At 65.8% G+C, this 16,536-nt stretch carries 14 protein-coding genes; 3 read left to right on the top strand and 11 right to left on the bottom strand.

The annotated features are described in order from the left end of the window. Positions 1-11: 11 nt before the first annotated feature. The 4 genes from XH81_RS18970 to XH81_RS18955 all read right to left on the bottom strand — a co-directional run bounded on the left by XH81_RS18970 (position 12) and on the right by XH81_RS18955 (position 2,860). The gene (locus XH81_RS18970; RefSeq protein ID WP_028140336.1) at positions 12-425 is read right to left on the bottom strand and encodes a VOC family protein; all 414 of its coding nucleotides are present in this window, start codon (positions 423-425) and stop codon (positions 12-14) included. Between the two features lie 30 nt (positions 426-455). Then, positions 456-995: an SRPBCC family protein gene (locus XH81_RS18965; RefSeq protein WP_028140337.1), complete on the bottom strand. Its 540-nt coding sequence runs from the start codon at positions 993-995 to the stop codon at positions 456-458. A gap of 207 nt (positions 996-1,202) precedes the next feature. Further along, entirely contained in the window at positions 1,203-2,495 is a 1,293-nt protein-coding gene (locus XH81_RS18960) for an RNA polymerase sigma factor (RefSeq protein WP_095426686.1), read from the bottom strand. Beyond that, positions 2,492-2,860 (bottom strand): YciI family protein, encoded by a 369-nt coding sequence (locus tag XH81_RS18955; RefSeq protein WP_028140339.1) that lies wholly within the window; start codon positions 2,858-2,860, stop codon positions 2,492-2,494. The genes XH81_RS18960 and XH81_RS18955 overlap by 4 nt, the downstream gene beginning before the upstream one ends. Before the next feature lie 142 nt (positions 2,861-3,002). Here XH81_RS18955 and XH81_RS18950 point away from each other — a divergent pair, with 142 nt between their 5' ends. Together XH81_RS18950 and XH81_RS18945 are read left to right on the top strand one after the other, a co-directional pair. Beyond that, complete coding sequence (locus XH81_RS18950; protein ID WP_212429075.1) at positions 3,003-3,968, top strand: 2-hydroxyacid dehydrogenase; 966 nt, start codon at positions 3,003-3,005, stop codon at positions 3,966-3,968. Between the two features lie 302 nt (positions 3,969-4,270). Continuing rightward, entirely contained in the window at positions 4,271-6,238 is a 1,968-nt protein-coding gene (locus XH81_RS18945; protein WP_161966359.1) for a methyl-accepting chemotaxis protein, read from the top strand. 167 nt (positions 6,239-6,405) lie between these two features. Here the strand turns inward: XH81_RS18945 and XH81_RS18940 are convergent, their stop codons facing one another. Beyond that, complete coding sequence (locus XH81_RS18940) at positions 6,406-7,068, bottom strand: TetR/AcrR family transcriptional regulator (protein ID WP_095426688.1); 663 nt, start codon at positions 7,066-7,068, stop codon at positions 6,406-6,408. A 103-nt stretch (positions 7,069-7,171) separates the two neighbouring features. On the opposite strand from XH81_RS18940, the gene XH81_RS18935 reads away from it, so the two are divergent. Next, positions 7,172-7,816, top strand: a complete 645-nt coding sequence (locus XH81_RS18935; RefSeq protein ID WP_095426689.1) for a glutathione binding-like protein — start codon at positions 7,172-7,174, stop codon at positions 7,814-7,816. A 980-nt stretch (positions 7,817-8,796) separates the two neighbouring features. On the opposite strand, the gene XH81_RS18930 is transcribed toward XH81_RS18935, so the two are convergent. The 6 genes from XH81_RS18930 to XH81_RS18905 all read right to left on the bottom strand — a co-directional run bounded on the left by XH81_RS18930 (position 8,797) and on the right by XH81_RS18905 (position 16,474). Then, a complete protein-coding gene (locus XH81_RS18930; RefSeq protein WP_095426690.1) occupies positions 8,797-10,101 on the bottom strand; it encodes a TRAP transporter large permease in 1,305 nt (434 codons plus the stop codon). A 31-nt stretch (positions 10,102-10,132) separates the two neighbouring features. Then, positions 10,133-10,726 (bottom strand): TRAP transporter small permease subunit, encoded by a 594-nt coding sequence (locus XH81_RS18925; protein WP_038951026.1) that lies wholly within the window; start codon positions 10,724-10,726, stop codon positions 10,133-10,135. A 7-nt stretch (positions 10,727-10,733) separates the two neighbouring features. Next, positions 10,734-11,732 (bottom strand): TRAP transporter substrate-binding protein, encoded by a 999-nt coding sequence (locus XH81_RS18920; RefSeq protein ID WP_095426692.1) that lies wholly within the window; start codon positions 11,730-11,732, stop codon positions 10,734-10,736. Between the two features lie 33 nt (positions 11,733-11,765). After that, the gene (locus tag XH81_RS18915) at positions 11,766-13,424 is read right to left on the bottom strand and encodes a hydantoinase B/oxoprolinase family protein (RefSeq protein WP_038951027.1); all 1,659 of its coding nucleotides are present in this window, start codon (positions 13,422-13,424) and stop codon (positions 11,766-11,768) included. Positions 13,425-13,426: 2 nt separating this feature from the next. After that, positions 13,427-15,511 (bottom strand): hydantoinase/oxoprolinase family protein, encoded by a 2,085-nt coding sequence (locus tag XH81_RS18910; protein WP_028140348.1) that lies wholly within the window; start codon positions 15,509-15,511, stop codon positions 13,427-13,429. A 141-nt stretch (positions 15,512-15,652) separates the two neighbouring features. Then, complete coding sequence (locus XH81_RS18905; protein WP_028140349.1) at positions 15,653-16,474, bottom strand: NAD-dependent protein deacetylase; 822 nt, start codon at positions 16,472-16,474, stop codon at positions 15,653-15,655. Between the last annotated feature and the right edge of the window lie 62 nt (positions 16,475-16,536).

Raw genomic sequence — 16,536 nt, 5'->3', positions numbered from 1 at the left:
GGTCGCGCCTGTCACATCCCTTCGGCCGGGCAGTTCACCATCCAGGGAATGCCGAACTTGTCGACGCACATGCCAAAGCCCTTGGCCCAGAACGTCTTGCTGAACGGCATGGTGACGGTGCCGCCATCGGCGAGCGCGTTGAATTTACGCTCGCCATCTGCGGGATCCTTGACCGTGAACGAGATCGAAAAACCTTGTGGCTTGGCGAAATGCTCCGGCGGCGCGTCGGAAGCCATCAGCACGCTGCCGTCGGGCAACGACATTCGCGCGTGCATGATCATCTTCTCGCGGCCGGGCGCGGCGGGCATGTCCGGCGGCGCGTCCGATGACCGCATCATGGCGTCGATCTTGCCGCCCAGGACCTTGGCGTAGAAGTTGAACGCAGCTTCGCAGGTGTCCTGATAGAACAGATAAGCGTTGAGCATCGTTTCTCTCCTCTTCGTTTGCAGTGAGGCTTATTGCTTCTCGGTCAGCTTCTTCAGGCTGGCGAGGCCGGCATCGAAATCCTTGCCGATCATGCTGTCCATGTTGATGAACACCTGCATGATCTTGGACATGAACGGAGCCGGACCGTACATCGCCCATGTGACCAGAGTGGCATCGCCTTGCGGCACAAAGGTGAACTCGGCGGTGTTGTGACCTTCGAACGGCCGCTCGAAATCGAGCTTGATGCGAAGCTTGGACGGCCCCGTCGCCTCGAGGATCTCCATGCGGCCGGCGCCGACATTGTTGTTGCCGTCCCAGGCATAGGTCGCGCCCTTGCCTCCCTCAGATCCACCGAAGGTGCGCTTCATGGCGGGATCGCGGGTCTCATAGGGGGACCAGTTGGTCCAGCGGCGGAAATCGGCGACCTGCGGATAGATCGCACCGGCCTGCGCCTTCACCGCGAGGCTCCGCTCGACGCGGAACGTGTCAGGTTTTGTCAGGGCAAAGGCGAGGACGCCCGCAAGTCCGGCGGCGAGCAGGATGGCGATGACGGCAACGGCTTTCAGCATGAGGAGCTCCGTGGATACGGGCTTAGGACGAACGGGAACGGCGGAGGCCGACAATTGAAGACGAAATTATTCTGCCGTCATTCCGGGGCACCCGAAGGGTGAACTATGGTGCGCTGTTGCGCACCTGAGAATCTCGAGATTCCCCGGTGCGCCAGTGCGCACCTGAGGTCTGGCCCTTCGGACCATCCCGGAATGACGCGTGCGGCGTCACTTCACTTTCGCACCCTGCCGCGCGCCAGCCTTCGGCTGGCTGTCCCGGATCAGGCGATCGATGTGCATGCGGATGTGGGCCGCTTCTGCGGACGTGTTGGCAAGCGCGATGGCGCGGTCGAAGGCGACACGCGCCTCCTCGTTGCGGCCGAGTTGCATCAGGAAGGCGCCGCGCACGCCGTAGAAATGGAAGTAGTTGGAGAGCTTCGGCGCAAGCGGCTCGATCAGATCGAGCGCGGCTTGCGGCCCCCGCACCTTGGAGACCGCGACCGCGCGGTTGAGCGTCACCACGGGAGACGGCTGCACAACTTCCAGTGCGCCATAGAGCAGGTCGATCTGCGTCCAGTCGGTTTCCTCCGGCGTCGACGCGCGGGCATGCAGCGCGGCGATCGCGGCCTGGATCTGATAGGGCCCGCTGCGGCGGTGGCGCATCGCCTTGTCGATCAGCGCCAGCCCTTCCGCGATCATGGTGTCATTCCAAAGCGAACGGTCCTGGTCGTCCAGCAGGATCAGCGAGCCGTCGGCGGCAAAGCGCGCGGCACTGCGTGCATGCTGCAGCAAGATGAGCGCCGTGAGCCCCATGATCTCCGGCTCGCTCGGAAACAGCCTGAGCAGCAGGCGCCCCAGCCGGATCGCCTCCTCGCAAAGCGGCTTGCGGATCTCCGCGGTGTCGCCGCTCGCCGAGTAGCCCTCGTTGAAGATCAAATAGATCATCGCCGCGACACCGGCGAGCCGCTCGGAGCGCTCGATTGCGCCGGGCGCTTCGAACGGCGTCCCGGCTTCCGCGACCTTCGCCTTGGCGCGGGTGATGCGCTGCTCCATCGCCGCGTCCGACACCAGGAAGGCGCGCGCGATCTGCTTCACGGTAAGCCCCGAGACGATGCGCAGCGCCAGCGCGATCTGCTGCGTCGCCGGCAATTGCGGATGGCAGCAGATGAACATCAACCGCAGGATGTCGTCGCGGTAGTGCGAGCCGTCCAGCCGTTCGGCCAGCGCGCCTTCGGCGTCGTCGAGATCGGAGATCGCCTGATCGTCCTCCGGCAGCGGCTGCTGCTTGCGGGTCCGGCGCACCTCGTCGATGGCGGCATTGCGGCCGACCATGATCAGCCAGGCCGCAGGATCGCGCGGCGGTCCGTTCTGCGGCCAGGTCTTGAGCGCGCGCAGGGAGGCGTTCTGGAACGCCTCCTCGGCGGTGTCGAGATCGCGGAAATAACGCAGCAGCGCGCCGACCGCCTGGGGGCGCGCCGAGGTCAGCGCGGTCTCGATCCAGGCGGTGTCGGTCTCGCTCACGTCAGGTTTCCTCCGGGCCGGAACACGCCGACGGGACGCACCTCATAGGCGCCGCCGGGATTGGCCGCGCCAAGGTCGCGGGCGACGTCGAGCGCCTCATCGAGATTCTTGCAGTCGACGATGTAGAAGCCGAGCAGCTGCTCCTTGGTCTCGGCATAGGGGCCGTCGAGCACCAGCGGCGGATCTTCCTTGCGCAGGGTCGCCGCTGCCGTGGTCGGCAGCAGCCGCGCGACCGGCCCGAGCCGGCCCTGCTGGGTGAGCTTCTCCTGCACCACGGCGAGCTTCTTCATCACGGCCTCGTCCTGCTCCTTGCTCCAGGAGCCGACAAAGTCCTCATCGTGATAGCAAAGGATTGCATAAAGCATGGGCGACATTTTCCTCGGGTCTTGTTGTGAAGACGATCCACTATGCCCCGGTCCGACAGGACTGCGGAAAAAAATAGCAGGAAAAATCCGGCAGGTCGTGCCAAGGAGGGCCTTCTTGAGCGGAACCGACGAGGCACTTCGAATGACCAAGGGCACACTGGCCGTCCTGATCAACAGCACGCAGCAGAACTGGTTGCCCGAGCGCTGGAAGGCCCGGTTTGACGCTGTCTGCGGCGGCCGCCGTGTGGTGCTGCTGCCGGATTCCACGCTCGATCCCGCCGAGGTGCACTATGCCACGGTGTGGAAGCCGGTGCCCGGCGATCTCGGCGCCTTCCCCAATCTGCGGGCGATCTTCAATCTCGGCGCCGGCGTCGATGCGCTGATGGCGGACAAGAGCCTGCCCGATGTGCCGCTGGTCCGGGTCGCCGTACCCGACCTGACCGGCCGCATGACTGAATATGTCGTGCTGCACGTGCTGATGCATCACCGCCAGGAGCTCTATTTGCGGGACTCGCAGCGCGCAAAACGCTGGGAGCCGAAATATCAATGGCCTGCGAGCGCGGTCACGGTTGGCGTCATGGGGCTCGGCACGTTAGGAGCGGATGCGGCCGACGTGCTGCGCCGGCTCGGCTTCCGCGTCGCCGGCTGGAGCCGCAGCCAGCGCGCGATCGATGGTGTCGAATGCTTCCATGGCTCGGCCCAGATCGATGCATTCCTGCGCGCGACGGATATCCTGGTCTGCCTGCTGCCGCTGACGCCGGAGACGCACGGCATCCTCAACCGCGACGTCTTCACCAAGCTCAACCGCAACAGCCCGCTCGGCGCGCCGGTGCTGATCAATGCCGGCCGCGGGGGCTTGCAGAACGAGGCCGACATCCTCGCCTGCCTCGACGACGGCACGCTGGGCGCCGCCTCGCTCGATGTCTTCGTGCAGGAGCCGCAGCCGGCGGACAGCCGGTTCTGGACCCATCCCAAGGTGGTGCTGACGCCCCACAACGCAGCCGACACCGACGCGGACGCGATCTCGGCCTATGTCGCCGAGCAGATCGCACGGTTCGAGGCCGGCGGCACGCTGGAGAACGTGGTGGACCGGGCCAGGGGCTATTGAGGCGCTCGGAATTTTGCGAACGCTGGTTCTGCAAATTCCGTGTCATCCCCGCGCACGCGGGGATCCATAACCACAGGGTGAAGTTTTGCGAAAAGTCGCAGCTCGGTACTGCGACTGCCTTTACTTGATAGATTCCGCGGTATGGGTCCCCGCGTTCGCGGGGACGACCCCGCTTGTGGGGAGGCAACCGGGCTGGCCTAACGATCGCTCACAACCACAGCGCTCCGCCGGTATCCCGTTCACCCTCTCTTAGCGAGAAGTTGATAAGCGTTGTTAACCAACGCTCAAACAACGAGTCGAACATGCGCGCGAGCCTCGGCCTCAGGATGCGGATCACGGTTGCCCTCGCGGTGACGGCGGCGGCAACCGCCCTGTTTGCGGTGCTCGGGGCGATGTGGATCATCGCGGGGATCATCGACCGCGCCGACCAGCGCGAGCTGCACAGCCATTATGATGCCCTTCAGTCGCGCATCGCCGAGGAATCGCACCGGGCCGCCGCCATGAGCACGGTCGTGGCCGCGATGCCGGCGACGCAGGATGCGATGGCCAAGCAGGACCGCAACGCCCTGATAGCCCTGTTCGGGCCGGTCTTTGCCGCGACCAAATCGGAATACGGTGTCGAGCAGTTCCAGTTCCATGTGGCGCCGGCGACCTCGTTCCTGCGCGTGCACCAGCCCGCCAAGTTCGGCGACGACCTCAGCGGATTCCGCAAGACCGTCGTCGTCGCCAACCAGGATCGCAAGGTCGTGGTCGGCCTCGAAGGCGGCGTCGCCGGGCTCGGCATCCGCGGCGTGGTGCCGATCGCGCAAGGAGCCAAGCAGCTCGGCTCGGTCGAATTCGGCCTGACCTTCGGCCAGTCCTTCCTCGACGATTTCAAGACCAACCGCCATGTCGACGTCGCCTTCCACCTCGCCGACGGCTCGGGCTTCAAGCTGTTCGGCGGCACGCTGAAGGGCAAGAGCTTCTTCGACGCGGCCGATTACGGCCGCGCTACCACAGGCAGCTTCACGGTGAAGCGGGCCAAGCTCGACAATACGCCGGTGGCGGCGCTGCTCGGACCGATCAGGGATTTTTCCGGAAAGCCGCTCGGCGCCGTCGAACTGGTGATGGACAATGCCGATTACGAGGCCTCGGCCGACCGCGCCTGGATGCTCGCGATTGCGATCGCCGCGATCGGGCTCGTGCTTGCCGCCATCGTCGGCTATCTCATCGCCCGCAGCATCTCGCGTCCGATCCTCTCCATCACGTCCGTCATGCGCGAGCTCGCAGACGGCCGGACCGACGTCACCATCCCCGCCAGCAAGGCGAATGACGAAGTCGGGGCGATGGTGAAGGCGGTCGCGGTGTTCCGCGACAACGCCGTCAACTTTGGCAAGCTTCAGGCCGAGCAGCTGGAGGCCAAGGCGCAGTCCGAAGCGGAGAAGCGGCGTGCCTTCGCCGCGCTTGCCGACAATTTCGAGGCCAGCATCCGCGACGTCGTCACCACGGTGTCCTCGGCTGCGGTCGAGATGGAGCATACGGCGCGCTCGATGTCGGCCATCGTCGAGCAATCCCGACAGCAGACCGGCGCCGTATCATCCGCGTCGGCGCTGGCCTCGGAAAATGTGCAGACCGTCGCCGCAGCAGCCGAGGAGTTGTCCTCGTCGATGACCGAGATCAGCCGGCGCCTCGCCCACGCGACCGAAGTGGTGGGCAAGGCCGCGAGCGACGGACGGCGCTCGAACGAGCGCGTGCAGAGCCTGGCGGACGCGGCGCAAAAGATCGGTGACGTCGTCTCCTTCATCAACGGCATCGCGGGCCAGACCAACCTGCTGGCGCTGAACGCGACGATCGAAGCGGCGCGCGCGGGCGAAGCCGGCCGCGGCTTTGCCGTGGTCGCTTCCGAGGTCAAGGCACTGGCGACGCAGACGGCGAAGGCGACCGAGGAGATCGGCGCCCAGGTCAACGCGGTGCAGGGCGAGACATCAGGCGCTGTGGACGGCATCCAGTCGATCTGCGCGACGATCCAGCAAGTCGACGAAATCTCCGCCGCGATCGCCGCAGCCGTCGGCCAGCAGGGCACGGCGACGCAGGAGATCGCACAGAACGTCCAGCAGGCGGCCGCCCGCACCGGCGAGGTCTCGCAGAACATCTCCGGTGTCACTGCCGGCATCGCCGCAACAGGCACGGCGGCCGAGGAGGTGCTGGGTTCGGCGATCGAGCTGTCGAAGCAGTCGCAGCGGCTGCGGGACGAGGTGGATCGCTTCCTCGCGCAAATCCGCGCGGCGTAGTTGAGCGCGGGATCGGGCGACATACTCGCTGTCGTCCCCGCGAAGGCGGGGACCCATAACCCCAGGGAGAAGTTTGTTAGGCGAGCTGGTAACTCCTAGTCTTCGCCAAACACCTCCCTGTGGCTATGGGTCCCGGGCTCGCGCTACGCGCGCCCCGGGACGACAGCCTAACTCCTGGCCCCCACCATCACGTCGATCGCCCCCTTCACGATCGCCTCCAGCTCCTTGCGCGATACACGCGCGCGCGAGCGGATGGCGATGGTGTGGACGGTGGCTGATGCGATCTGCGCCAGCACGACCGGATCGGCGCTCGCCGGCAGCTCGCCGTTCTCCTTGGCGCGGCGGAAGCAGTTTGCAAAGGCCTTGTCGAGCTCGTTGAGACCGTCGAGCACCATGGCGCGGATCTCGGGATCGTCAACGGCTTCTGACGCCGCGGTCACCACCGTAAAGCAGCCGCGCGGACCGGTCTCGCCCGAGAGATAGATGTTCAGCGCGGAGGCGAAGATGCGTTCCAGCCGCTGACGCACCGGCATCTCCTCGCGGAAGATCGCAGCCATGGAGGCCCGCGCATCCTCGCGGTAGCGCTGATAGCTCTTGATGTAGAGCTCCCGCTTGTCGCCGAAGGCGCCGTAAAGGCTCGGGCGGTTCATCCCGGTCGCTTCGCTGAGATCATCGAGCGAGGTCGCGGCAAAACCCTGCCGGCGGAACAGATCCAGCGCCTTGCCGAGCGCGATATCGGGCTGGTAGGCGCGCGGACGGCCGCGGCGCTTAGGTTGGCCGGCGCCCTCGGGTTCATTGGCAGCAGCTGGCGGCTTCGATTTTTGTACCATTTCGCAAACTAATCCTTGACCGATCCCATATTATGCAACATGGTACAAAAATCAATCTGGCCAGGTTGAGCGAAATCTCAGAAATTGCCCAAGGAGGCTACAGATGGATCTCTATTTCTCGCCGCTCGCCTGTTCGATGGCAACACGCGTCGCGCTGTATGAAGCCGGCGCCGAAGCGAACTATCTCGAGGTCGACCCGCCGACCAAGACCGTGCTGAGCGACGGCTCCGACTTCCGCGCCGTCAATCCGATCGGCCTGGTGCCGACGCTGCGCACCGACGAGGGCGTGGTTCTGACCGAGAACGCGGCAATCCTGCAATACGTCGCCGACCGCTTCCCGCAATCCGGGCTTGGCGCCGCAGAGGGCATCGAGCGCACGCGGCTGCATCAATGGCTGTGCTTCATCGGCACCGAACTTCACAAGGGCCTCTTCATCCCGGTGCTCGATCGCAAGGCCCCGCAGGAGACCAAGGCCTATGCCCTCGAGAAGAACCTGTCGCGGCTCGACTATCTCGACAACTACCTGAAGGGGCGCGACTTCCTGCTCGACCATTTCAGCGTTGCCGACGCCTATCTGGTCACGGTCATCAACTGGACCATGGCGACGCCGCCGATCGATCTCGCCAAATGGCCGAACGTGAAGGCCTATTACGAGCGCCTGCGCCAGCGGCCGTCGGTCGCGAAGGCGGTTGCAGAAGAGTTCGAACTGTACAAGGCCGAGCTCGCGCGCAAGAAGGCGGCGGCCTAGGCCGGGCTGAACACCCCTTCGCTCTTGCTCGCGCAAGTCGTCCCGGTCGACAAGCCGGGACGACGTTTGGCGCGCCTCTCTCGTGTCCCGGACGCGCTGCAGCGTTCTTACGCTGCTGCGCAGAGCCGGGACCCAGAAGGCTACACACTTCGCTGATGCATGGGCCCCGGCTCTGCAGCGCACCACGCCGCGAAGACGCGGCGCGTTGCACTGCGTCCGGGGCACGAGACCGTTGTTTAGCGATGGACATGACTGCTTATTCTCGCGGCCTGACTTGCCCGAGCTTTGCTGATCTCTTCCGCCCTTTAAAAGCAAGGGCGCAGGGAAGGCCGGGCGCCGGCTGGCACCCGAGGTCCCGCGTGTGCGAAAGAAACGCGCACGGGGTGGACGACAGGTGATGCCGGTCGCCCGGCCTTCCCTGCGCGATGGTTTTCACGGTGTCCTTCGTGCTCTCCCCGGGGAGCGATGCACTATTGCCCCCGTCGCCTTGCAGATGGCTGATGCACGCGCCCGGTCGGGCCGCCACATCACCGCAAGCCTTGACGCACAGACCCCGGGCGTCAGGACCACACGACTTCTCCGTCCGCGCACATCCCCATCCGCATCCCCGACGGCTGGCGTGCGCTCGCCATCGGGGCCGAACAAGGACGCTGTCAGCGCCGTGTCGTATCGCGCCTGTCGCTGCTCACGGTTTCCCGCCCTGCAGCCATCATCGCGCGCCGACGCCGTCGCGGCCACCGCATCCCGGCCCGCGTCCCGTGACGATCGCGAAACGCCCCTTGTGGCGGGCGGGATGTGTTGGCTTGTACGGCAAAACCGAATTTCTGTAAATGCGAATATTTTCGCGCACGGGTATCGACCCAGCGCTGGAGTGTTTTGCCCGTCAGGCAACACAACGGATGGTAGGTGGGCAGGCCTGCGATCCCCGCCGCACCGCAACGCCATTCCGCTGACGGCTGCGGCACCCGCCCTCGACCAATCTACCCGTACAGCACCCGCGGCAGAATCGTGACGATGCCGGGCCAGAGCGTCAGCAGCAGCACGAAGCCGATCATGATGACGAGATACGGCAGCGTCACGCGCGCGATGTAGCCGAGGCCGTCCTCGGTGAGGCCCTGGATGACGAACAGGTTGAAGCCGACGGGCGGCGTGATCTGCGCCATCTCGACCGCGAGCACGAGGAAGATGCCGAACCAGATCTCGTCGAAGCCTGCCCCCTTCACGATGGGCAGCACGATCGGCAAGGTCATCACGATCATCGAGAAGCCGTCGAGGAAGCAGCCGAGGATCAGGTAGAAGACGATCAGCACGACGATCAGCATGAAGGGCGACAGGCCGAGCCCCTTGACGAAGGCGGCGACGGCCTGCGGGATGCCGAGAAAGGCCGCGGCATTGCCGAGGATCGAAGCGCCGAGCACGATCAGCGCGATCATCGAGCAGGTCACGACCGAGCCGATGAGCACGTCGCGTATCACCTGCTGCGACATCGAGCCCTGCGCCCAGGCGACCAGCGCCGCGCCGAGCACGCCGACGGCGGCGGCTTCCGACGGGGTCGCGAGCCCGCCATACATCGAGCCGAGCACGCAGGCGATCAGGAACAGCGCGGGCGCGAGATCCTTCAGCGCGGCAAAGCGCTCGCGCCACGGCACCTGCGACAGTTTGGCTTCCGTCTCCGGCACCATGCTGCGGTTGAGGGTCGTGTGCAGCATCACCCAGCCCATGAAGGTTGCGGCGAGCAGAAGTCCGGGCAGCACGCCGGCCGTGAACAGTTTCAGGATCGAGACGTCGCCGAGCACGCCGTAGATGATCATGATGTTGGACGGCGGGATCAGGAAGCCGAGCGTGCCGGCACCGGCGAGCGAACCGATCGCGATGTCGCGCGAATAGCCGCGGCGCAAGAGCTCGTTGAGCGACATGCGGCCGATCACCTGCGTGGTCGCGGCCGACGAGCCCGAGATCGCCGCGAAGATGGTGCAGCCGATCACGTTGACATGCAGCAATCGGCCGGGCAGCAACCCCGCCCAGGGCGCCAGCCCCTGAAACAGCGAGCGCGACAGGCGGGTGCGGAACAGCAGCTCGCCCATCAGGATGAACAGCGGCAGCGCCAGCAGCTCCTGCGTGGTCAGGATGTTCCAGGCGTATTGCGGCAACAGCTTGTCCAGCGGGATCGAGCGGAACATCGCGAGCAGCAATGTCGCTGTCAGCGCGAGCGTGAGGCCGATCCACACGCCGCAGGCCAGCAGCGCAAACAGGATCGCGAAGAGGGCGACGACTTCGATGGTCATGCGATCTGGAATCCAGGAGCGAGCAAAGCTGTCATTCGACGGGCGAGGCCTTCATGCGGTGATCCTCCAGCGGCAGGCCGAGCACGGCCTGGATCGCGCGTGCCAGGAATTGCAGCGTGAGCAGCAGCATGCCGAAGGTGACGACGGCTTCCGGAAACCACAGCGGCGTGTCGCTCGAGGTCGAGACCTGGCCGCGCACATAGGCGCCGAAAGCGAACTTCGCCATGGCCGAGGTCAGGAACGCCATGAAGGCAAAACCGGCCGCGGCCGACAGGATCTCCAGCGCCCGTTGCAACGGCGCCGGCGCGTTCTTGAGCAGTAGCACGACACGGATGTGGCCGCCGACACGCAAGGTCATGGCGGCTCCGAAGGTGAAGGACGCCGCCATCAGATAGGATGAGTATTCCCAGGCAATCGAGATCGTCGGCGGGAAGAACGACAGGAAATTCGAGAGGAAGCGCGTTGCGACCTCGCACAGCATCAGCAGTGTCAGCGTCAACAGGCAGCCGCCGCCGATCCAGCCGTCGAGCCGGCCGAGACGGTCGATGCCGTCGAGCAGAATGCGCAGCGGCGCCGGCGCCGCGGCGTTGAGACTTTGTGAAGCCGCGGGCGAAACGCTGACCATATCGGCCTCAGCGCTTCATTTCGGCGAGATAGGCCCGCACCGGCTTATCGGCCGCCGGCACGCGCTTGAGGAAGGCGTCGAGCTGCGGCGCGGTCTTGGCCCGGATATCCGTCATCATCGCGCCCGAGACCGGCACCACCTCCATGCCGCCCTCCTTCAGGCGGTTGAGGCTGTCGGCATCGGCCTTGAGCGAGTTCGCCCAGAACCCCGGCTCCATCTTCGCGGCGATGCCGGCGACCATCTGCTGTTGGTCGGCGCTCAGCGCCTTCCAGGAATCGAGATTGACGGTGAGCATCTGCGAGGACCAGACGTGATTGGTCGGGTAGACGTATTTCAGGAATTCCCAGAACTTGCCGTCGACGCCCGAGACCGCCGAGGTCGAGACGCCCGCGACGGCGCCCGAGGCGAGCGCGGGGATGGTCTCGCCCCAGGGGATCATCACCGGCGCCATGCCGACCACGGCCAGCATGTCGACGGCGTTCTTGTCGGGCACGCGGATCTTGATGTTCTTCAATCCGTCGACATCGGCGACCTTGACCTTGAGATGCAGATACTGCGTCGGCCACGGCACGATGTAGAGGATCTTCTGGTTGTTGCGTGCGGCGACTTTCTCGTATTCGGGCCGCACATATTTGTGCAGCACCTTCAGTTCGTCCATCGAGCTGCAGAGGAAGGGAATGCTCTCGACGCCCATGAAGGGCTCGTCGCCGACCTGCTGGATGTTGAGGACGTCGGCAAGCGGCACCAGGCCGTCGCGCACGGCGCGCAGATGTTCGGGTCCCTTGAAGCCGAGTTGGCCACCGGCCTTCACGGTAATCGCGACCGAGCCGCCGCTCTGCTTCTTCACTTCTTCCGCGAAGGCCATCGCGTTCTGGGTGTGGAAATTGCCGTCGGGCCAGACCGTCGACATGTCCCAGCTCGCCGTCGCCGCCCGGGCGCGGGTCGAGATGTGGCCGGCGGCGAGCAGCGTCGCTGCGCCCGCGGTGAAGTTCCGTCGCGTGATCATTGCTCCCCTCCGTTTACCAAGCGCACTGGTTTGTCAGCGCGGGTACCCATAAACTGCAGCCGCATTGTCGGCGGACACGAGCCCGCTTTCGATGTCGTCCCTGACCGCCGCGCGATCGCGCGTCGTGGGGGCGCCGATGCCGGCGCCGCCCGGCGTCAGCACAACAAGCCGGTCGTCCGGCGGCACCTGCTGAAATCCTTTTCCACGCAGCTTCTTGCCTGACTTGAGGCCGACATAGCCGGCCTCGCCGTTCTTGCCGCCATCGCGCCCGCGCGGCGGATGATCGATGCGGTCGAACGCCGCCAAGATGTCGAACGGCGCATCGACGCCGCTGCCGACCTCGATGATCTGGCCGAGGCCGCCGCGGGTGCGCCCTGCCCCGCCGGAATCCGGACGCAGCTCCTTGCGCCAGAAGATCAGCGGCGTCTGCGTCTCCGCGATCTCGACCGGCGTGCCGCGCACGCCGCTGGGATAGGCGGTGGCCGACAACCCATCCTTGCCGAAGCGCGCACCGGTGCCGCCATTGGAGGTCACCGCCATCGAGAATCCGTAATTGCCGCCGACGCCGGAGCGGGTCTGGCCGCGGACGTTGAGATTCCACAGGCACGAGGTGCCTTCGGCCGGAACGCGCTCGGGAATGATCTGGCGCAGGCAGCCGAACACCACGTCGGGCAGCATCTGCCCGATGATGTGGCGCGAGGCGACCGGCGCGGGCTTCGGCGCATTCAGGATCGCGCCTGCGGGTGCCGACACCGTCAGCGGCGACAGCGAGCCGGCATTGTTCGGGATCTGCGACGCCACGACACAGCCGAGGCCGAACACAGTGTAGGCGGTGGTGTAGGACAAGGGCACGTTGATGCCGAATTTCGAGGCCGCGGAGGTGCCGTCGAAATCGACATGGATGCCCGCATCCGAGATCGTCAGCGTCGCAGCCAGCGTCACCGGCGCATCATAGCCGTCGACCACCATGGTGTTGCGCCAGCTGCCCTTCGGCAGCTTTGCGATCTCGGCCAGCACGGCCTCGCGCGAACGGTCGCAGATGTAGTCGCCGAGCCCGTCGAGCGTGTCGATGCCGAACTCGGTCATCATCTCGACCAGGCGCTCGCAGCCGACGTCGTTGCAGCCGGCGAGCGAATAGGTGTCGCCCTCGGTATCGATCGGCAGCCGCGTGTTGGTGCGGATCATCGCCATCAGCGTCTCGTTGACGACGCCCTGGTCGATCAGCTTCAGCATGGGGATGTAGAGCCCCTCCATGAACACGTCGGTGGCGTCAGGCCCGAAGCCGATGCCGCCGATGTCCATCAGGTGGCTGGTGCAGGAGAACAGCGCGACCGGTTTGCCGTCCTTGAAGCAGGGCGTGGTGACGACGAAGTCGTTGAGATGACCGGTGCCCATCCAGGGATCGTTGGTGATGTAGGCATCACCCTCCTTCATCGTCTCGATCGGGAAGTGGTTGATGAAGTGCTTGACCGATTCCGCCATCGAGTTGACGTGACCGGGCGTGCCGGTCACCGCCTGCGCCAGCATCCGCCCCTTGAGGTCGAACACGCCGGCCGAGAGGTCGCCGCATTCGCGCACGATCGGGCTGAAGGCGGTGCGGAGCAGCACCTGGGCCTGCTCCTCGACCACGGCGATCAGCCGGTGCCACATGATCTGAAGGTCGATCAGGCTCGCGCCATTTGCCTTGCTCATGATCAGGCCGCCTTCCGTTCCATGACGATGCTGCCGGCACCGTCGATATGGGCATCAAAACTGGTGGAAACGAAGGTAGAGGTCTCGTCCTCCGCGATCACGGCCGGGCCTGCGATGGTCGCGCCCGGCACCATGTCCTCGCGGCGATAGAGCGGGATCTCGATCACCTCGCCGGCGCGGCCGTCGAAGAATTTGCGGCTGCCGACAGCCTTGCCGGCAGGCTTGCGCGTGACGGCGGCGACAGCAGATGGATTGCGCGCCTCCGTCGTAGCGAGCACCGACCAGCTCAACACCTCGATCGCGGCGCCCGGGATCGGCCGCTCGAACATCGCGGAATAGTCCGCCTCGAACTTCTGGCGCAGGCCGGCGAGATCGGCCCCCGTCAGCCGCCGGTTCGGCAGCTCGACCGAGATCTCATGGCCCTGGCCGACATAGCGCATGAAGGCGGCGCGTCGTTCGCGCACCGGCGCACCGGCAGCACCAGGCTCGACCAGCGCGCGCGCCTCGGTCACCATCTCCTGCAGGAGATCCGACACCGCTTCGGTGTCGAAATCGTCGAGCCGGACATGGCGACTGCGCACCAGCTCATAGGCGATCGGTGCCGCAAGGAAACCGACGGCCGAGCCGACACCGGCATTCGACGGCACGATTACCCGGGAGACGCCGATCTTCTCGGCGACGCGCGCCGCATGCAGCGGTGCCGCGCCGCCAAAGGCGATCAGCGTGTGCTGGCCGACGATCTCGCCGCGCTCGACCGCATGGACACGCGCCGCACTCGCCATGTTCTCGCAGACGACCTCGTGCACGGCATAGGCCGCAGTCTCTGCCGACAGGCCGAGCGGCTCGCCGACGCTGCGCAGCAGCGCCTGCTTCGAAAGTTCAGGGTCGAGCTTGATCGTACCGCCGGCAAATGCGTCGGGATCAATCATGCCGAGCGCGACGTCCGCATCGGTCACCGCCGGACGCTGGCCGCCGCGGCCGTAGCAGGCCGGGCCCGGCTCGGACGATGCACTCTCGGGCCCGACGGTGACGCGCTTCATCGCGTCGACATGGGCGATCGAGCCGCCCCCGGCGCCGATCTCGACCATCTCGATCACGGGGATGCGCACCGGCAGGCCGGAGCCTTTGAGGAAGCGCGCGGCGCGATCGACCTCGAACACGCGCGAGGTCTCGGGCTGGTACTTTTCGATCAGGCAAATCTTTGCCGTGGTGCCGCCCATGTCGAAGGACAGCACCTTGCTCTCGCCAAGACGCGCCGCGATCTGCGCCGCGAAGATTGCGCCGCCGGCAGGCCCGGACTCGACGAGGCGCACCGGAAAGCGCCGCGCCGTCTCGATCGAGGTGACGCCGCCGCCTGAGGTGACGAGATAGATCGCGCCGCGGAACTGCTCGACCTGCAAGGCGTCGGCCATGCGGGCGAGATAGCCGTCGATCAGGGGTTGCACATAGGCGTTCGCGACCGCTGTCGATGTGCGCTCATACTCGCGAATCTCCGGGCAAACGGCCGAGGACACCGTCACGGAGATATCAGGCATCTCCTCGGCCAGGATCGCGGCCGCACGTCGCTCGTGCTCGGGATTGGCATAGGAGTGCAGGAACGCGATCGCGACGCTCGCGACGCCCAGCTCACGCAATTTCGGCGCGAGTGCACGCACCGACGCTTCGTCGAGCGGGAGACGGACGGCGCCGTGGGCGTCGACGCGCTCGGGCACGGTGAAACGCAGGCTGCGCGGCGCCAGCGGCCTCGGTTTGTCGATGCCGAGATCATATTGATCGTAGCGGCTCTCGGTGCCGATATCGAGCACGTCGCGAAAGCCTTCGGTCGCAATCAGGGCCGTCTTGGCACCGCGGCGCTCGATGATGGCGTTGGTGGCGAGCGTGGTGCCGTGAATGAAGACGTCGATGTCGCTGATATGAGCGCGCGCATCGGCGAGAATGAGACGCATCCCGTCCAGCACGGCCTGTTCGGGGCGCTGCGGCGTCGTCAGCAGCTTGCGCGTCTTGCGATCCTGCCCCACGTCCAGCACGATGTCGGTGAACGTACCACCGATATCGACGGCAAGCCGCACCTCGGCTCCCTCAAGCATTCCAAATTCTCCGCGCTGATCGTCAAGACTGAGGTCGAAAGCGCAGCAATTTCCATGCCATGGACGACGAGGACAACGCCGCGCCCGGCCATTCTGCTTGGCACCTATGCAATAGGCAAGCTGAGTTCACCGCCTGCGCGATCAGAGCAGGAATGCAAGCGCCGCCTCGCAGCGCTCCTCGACCTTCAGCGTCAGGAGATCGTCGGCGCGGGTGCGGCCGAGATTGACCGCCGCAATCGGAATATTGCGCTGCGCGGCAGCCTGCACGAAGCGGAATCCGGAATAGACCATCAGCGAGGAGCCGACGATCAGCATGGCGTCGGCCTGCGCCAGATGATCCTGCGCGGTGGCGACGATGTCGCGGGGCACGTTCTCGCCGAAGAACACGACGTCGGGCTTGAGGATGCCGCCGCAGGCTTCGCAAGGAGGTACCTGGAAGGACGAAAACTCCTCGTGCTCCAGATCAGCGTCGCCATCGGGTGCATCGGCCGCATCGAGCGTCAGCCACGCCGCATTCGCGCGACCAAGCGCGTGCTGAAACTCATCGCGCGGCGTCTTGCGGCCGCAGCCCATGCAGCGAACCAGATCGAGCCGGCCGTGCAGGTCGATCACCTGGCGGTGGCCGGCCGACTGATGCAGCCGGTCGACGTTCTGGGTCAGCAGCATCCCGCACCGGCCGTTCGCCTCGAGCCGGGCCAGCGCACGATGCGCATCGTTCGGGCGAGCCTGGCCGAACCGCCGCCAGCCGATCAGGCTGCGCGCCCAATAGCGCCGCCGCGTATGCTCGTCCGACATGAAGGACTGGAAGTTGACCGGCTGGGTCCGCTTCCAGTTGCCGTTGCTGTCGCGATAATCGGGAATGCCAGAATTGGTGCTGCAGCCGGCGCCGGTCAGCACGAACAGTTTTTCGTGCCGGCCGACGAAATCCTGGAGCGGGGAGCTTGCCAGTGGAGCGTTTGCCATGGCGCAGATGTAGTCTGCGCGGGCGGGTTTTGCCAGATCATCGCAGTCCGCAGCGCATAGCG

It is taken from the genome of Bradyrhizobium sp. CCBAU 25360 (assembly GCF_028128695.1).
GTDB lineage: Bacteria > Pseudomonadota > Alphaproteobacteria > Rhizobiales > Xanthobacteraceae > Bradyrhizobium > Bradyrhizobium ottawaense.
Note: the sequence above shows the minus strand (reverse complement) of the source record. Positions and strands in the feature narration are given on the sequence as shown.

Excerpts from the sequence above, each read along its gene's own strand:
- XH81_RS18925 (WP_038951026.1), bottom strand. The coding sequence starts at position 10,726 with ATGGTCAGCGTTTCGCCCGCGGCTTCACAAAGTCTCAACGCCGCGGCG.
- XH81_RS18965 (WP_028140337.1), bottom strand. The coding sequence starts at position 995 with ATGCTGAAAGCCGTTGCCGTCATCGCCATCCTGCTCGCCGCCGGACTT.
- XH81_RS18940 (WP_095426688.1), bottom strand. The coding sequence starts at position 7,068 with ATGGTACAAAAATCGAAGCCGCCAGCTGCTGCCAATGAACCCGAGGGC.
- XH81_RS18910 (WP_028140348.1), bottom strand. The coding sequence starts at position 15,511 with ATGCTTGAGGGAGCCGAGGTGCGGCTTGCCGTCGATATCGGTGGTACG.
- XH81_RS18930 (WP_095426690.1), bottom strand. The coding sequence starts at position 10,101 with ATGACCATCGAAGTCGTCGCCCTCTTCGCGATCCTGTTTGCGCTGCTG.
- XH81_RS18970 (WP_028140336.1), bottom strand. The coding sequence starts at position 425 with ATGCTCAACGCTTATCTGTTCTATCAGGACACCTGCGAAGCTGCGTTC.
- XH81_RS18945 (WP_161966359.1), top strand. The coding sequence starts at position 4,271 with ATGCGCGCGAGCCTCGGCCTCAGGATGCGGATCACGGTTGCCCTCGCG.
- XH81_RS18905 (WP_028140349.1), bottom strand. The coding sequence starts at position 16,474 with ATGGCAAACGCTCCACTGGCAAGCTCCCCGCTCCAGGATTTCGTCGGC.
- XH81_RS18915 (WP_038951027.1), bottom strand. The coding sequence starts at position 13,424 with ATGAGCAAGGCAAATGGCGCGAGCCTGATCGACCTTCAGATCATGTGG.
- XH81_RS18950 (WP_212429075.1), top strand. The coding sequence starts at position 3,003 with ATGACCAAGGGCACACTGGCCGTCCTGATCAACAGCACGCAGCAGAAC.
- XH81_RS18920 (WP_095426692.1), bottom strand. The coding sequence starts at position 11,732 with ATGATCACGCGACGGAACTTCACCGCGGGCGCAGCGACGCTGCTCGCC.
- XH81_RS18955 (WP_028140339.1), bottom strand. The coding sequence starts at position 2,860 with ATGCTTTATGCAATCCTTTGCTATCACGATGAGGACTTTGTCGGCTCC.
- XH81_RS18935 (WP_095426689.1), top strand. The coding sequence starts at position 7,172 with ATGGATCTCTATTTCTCGCCGCTCGCCTGTTCGATGGCAACACGCGTC.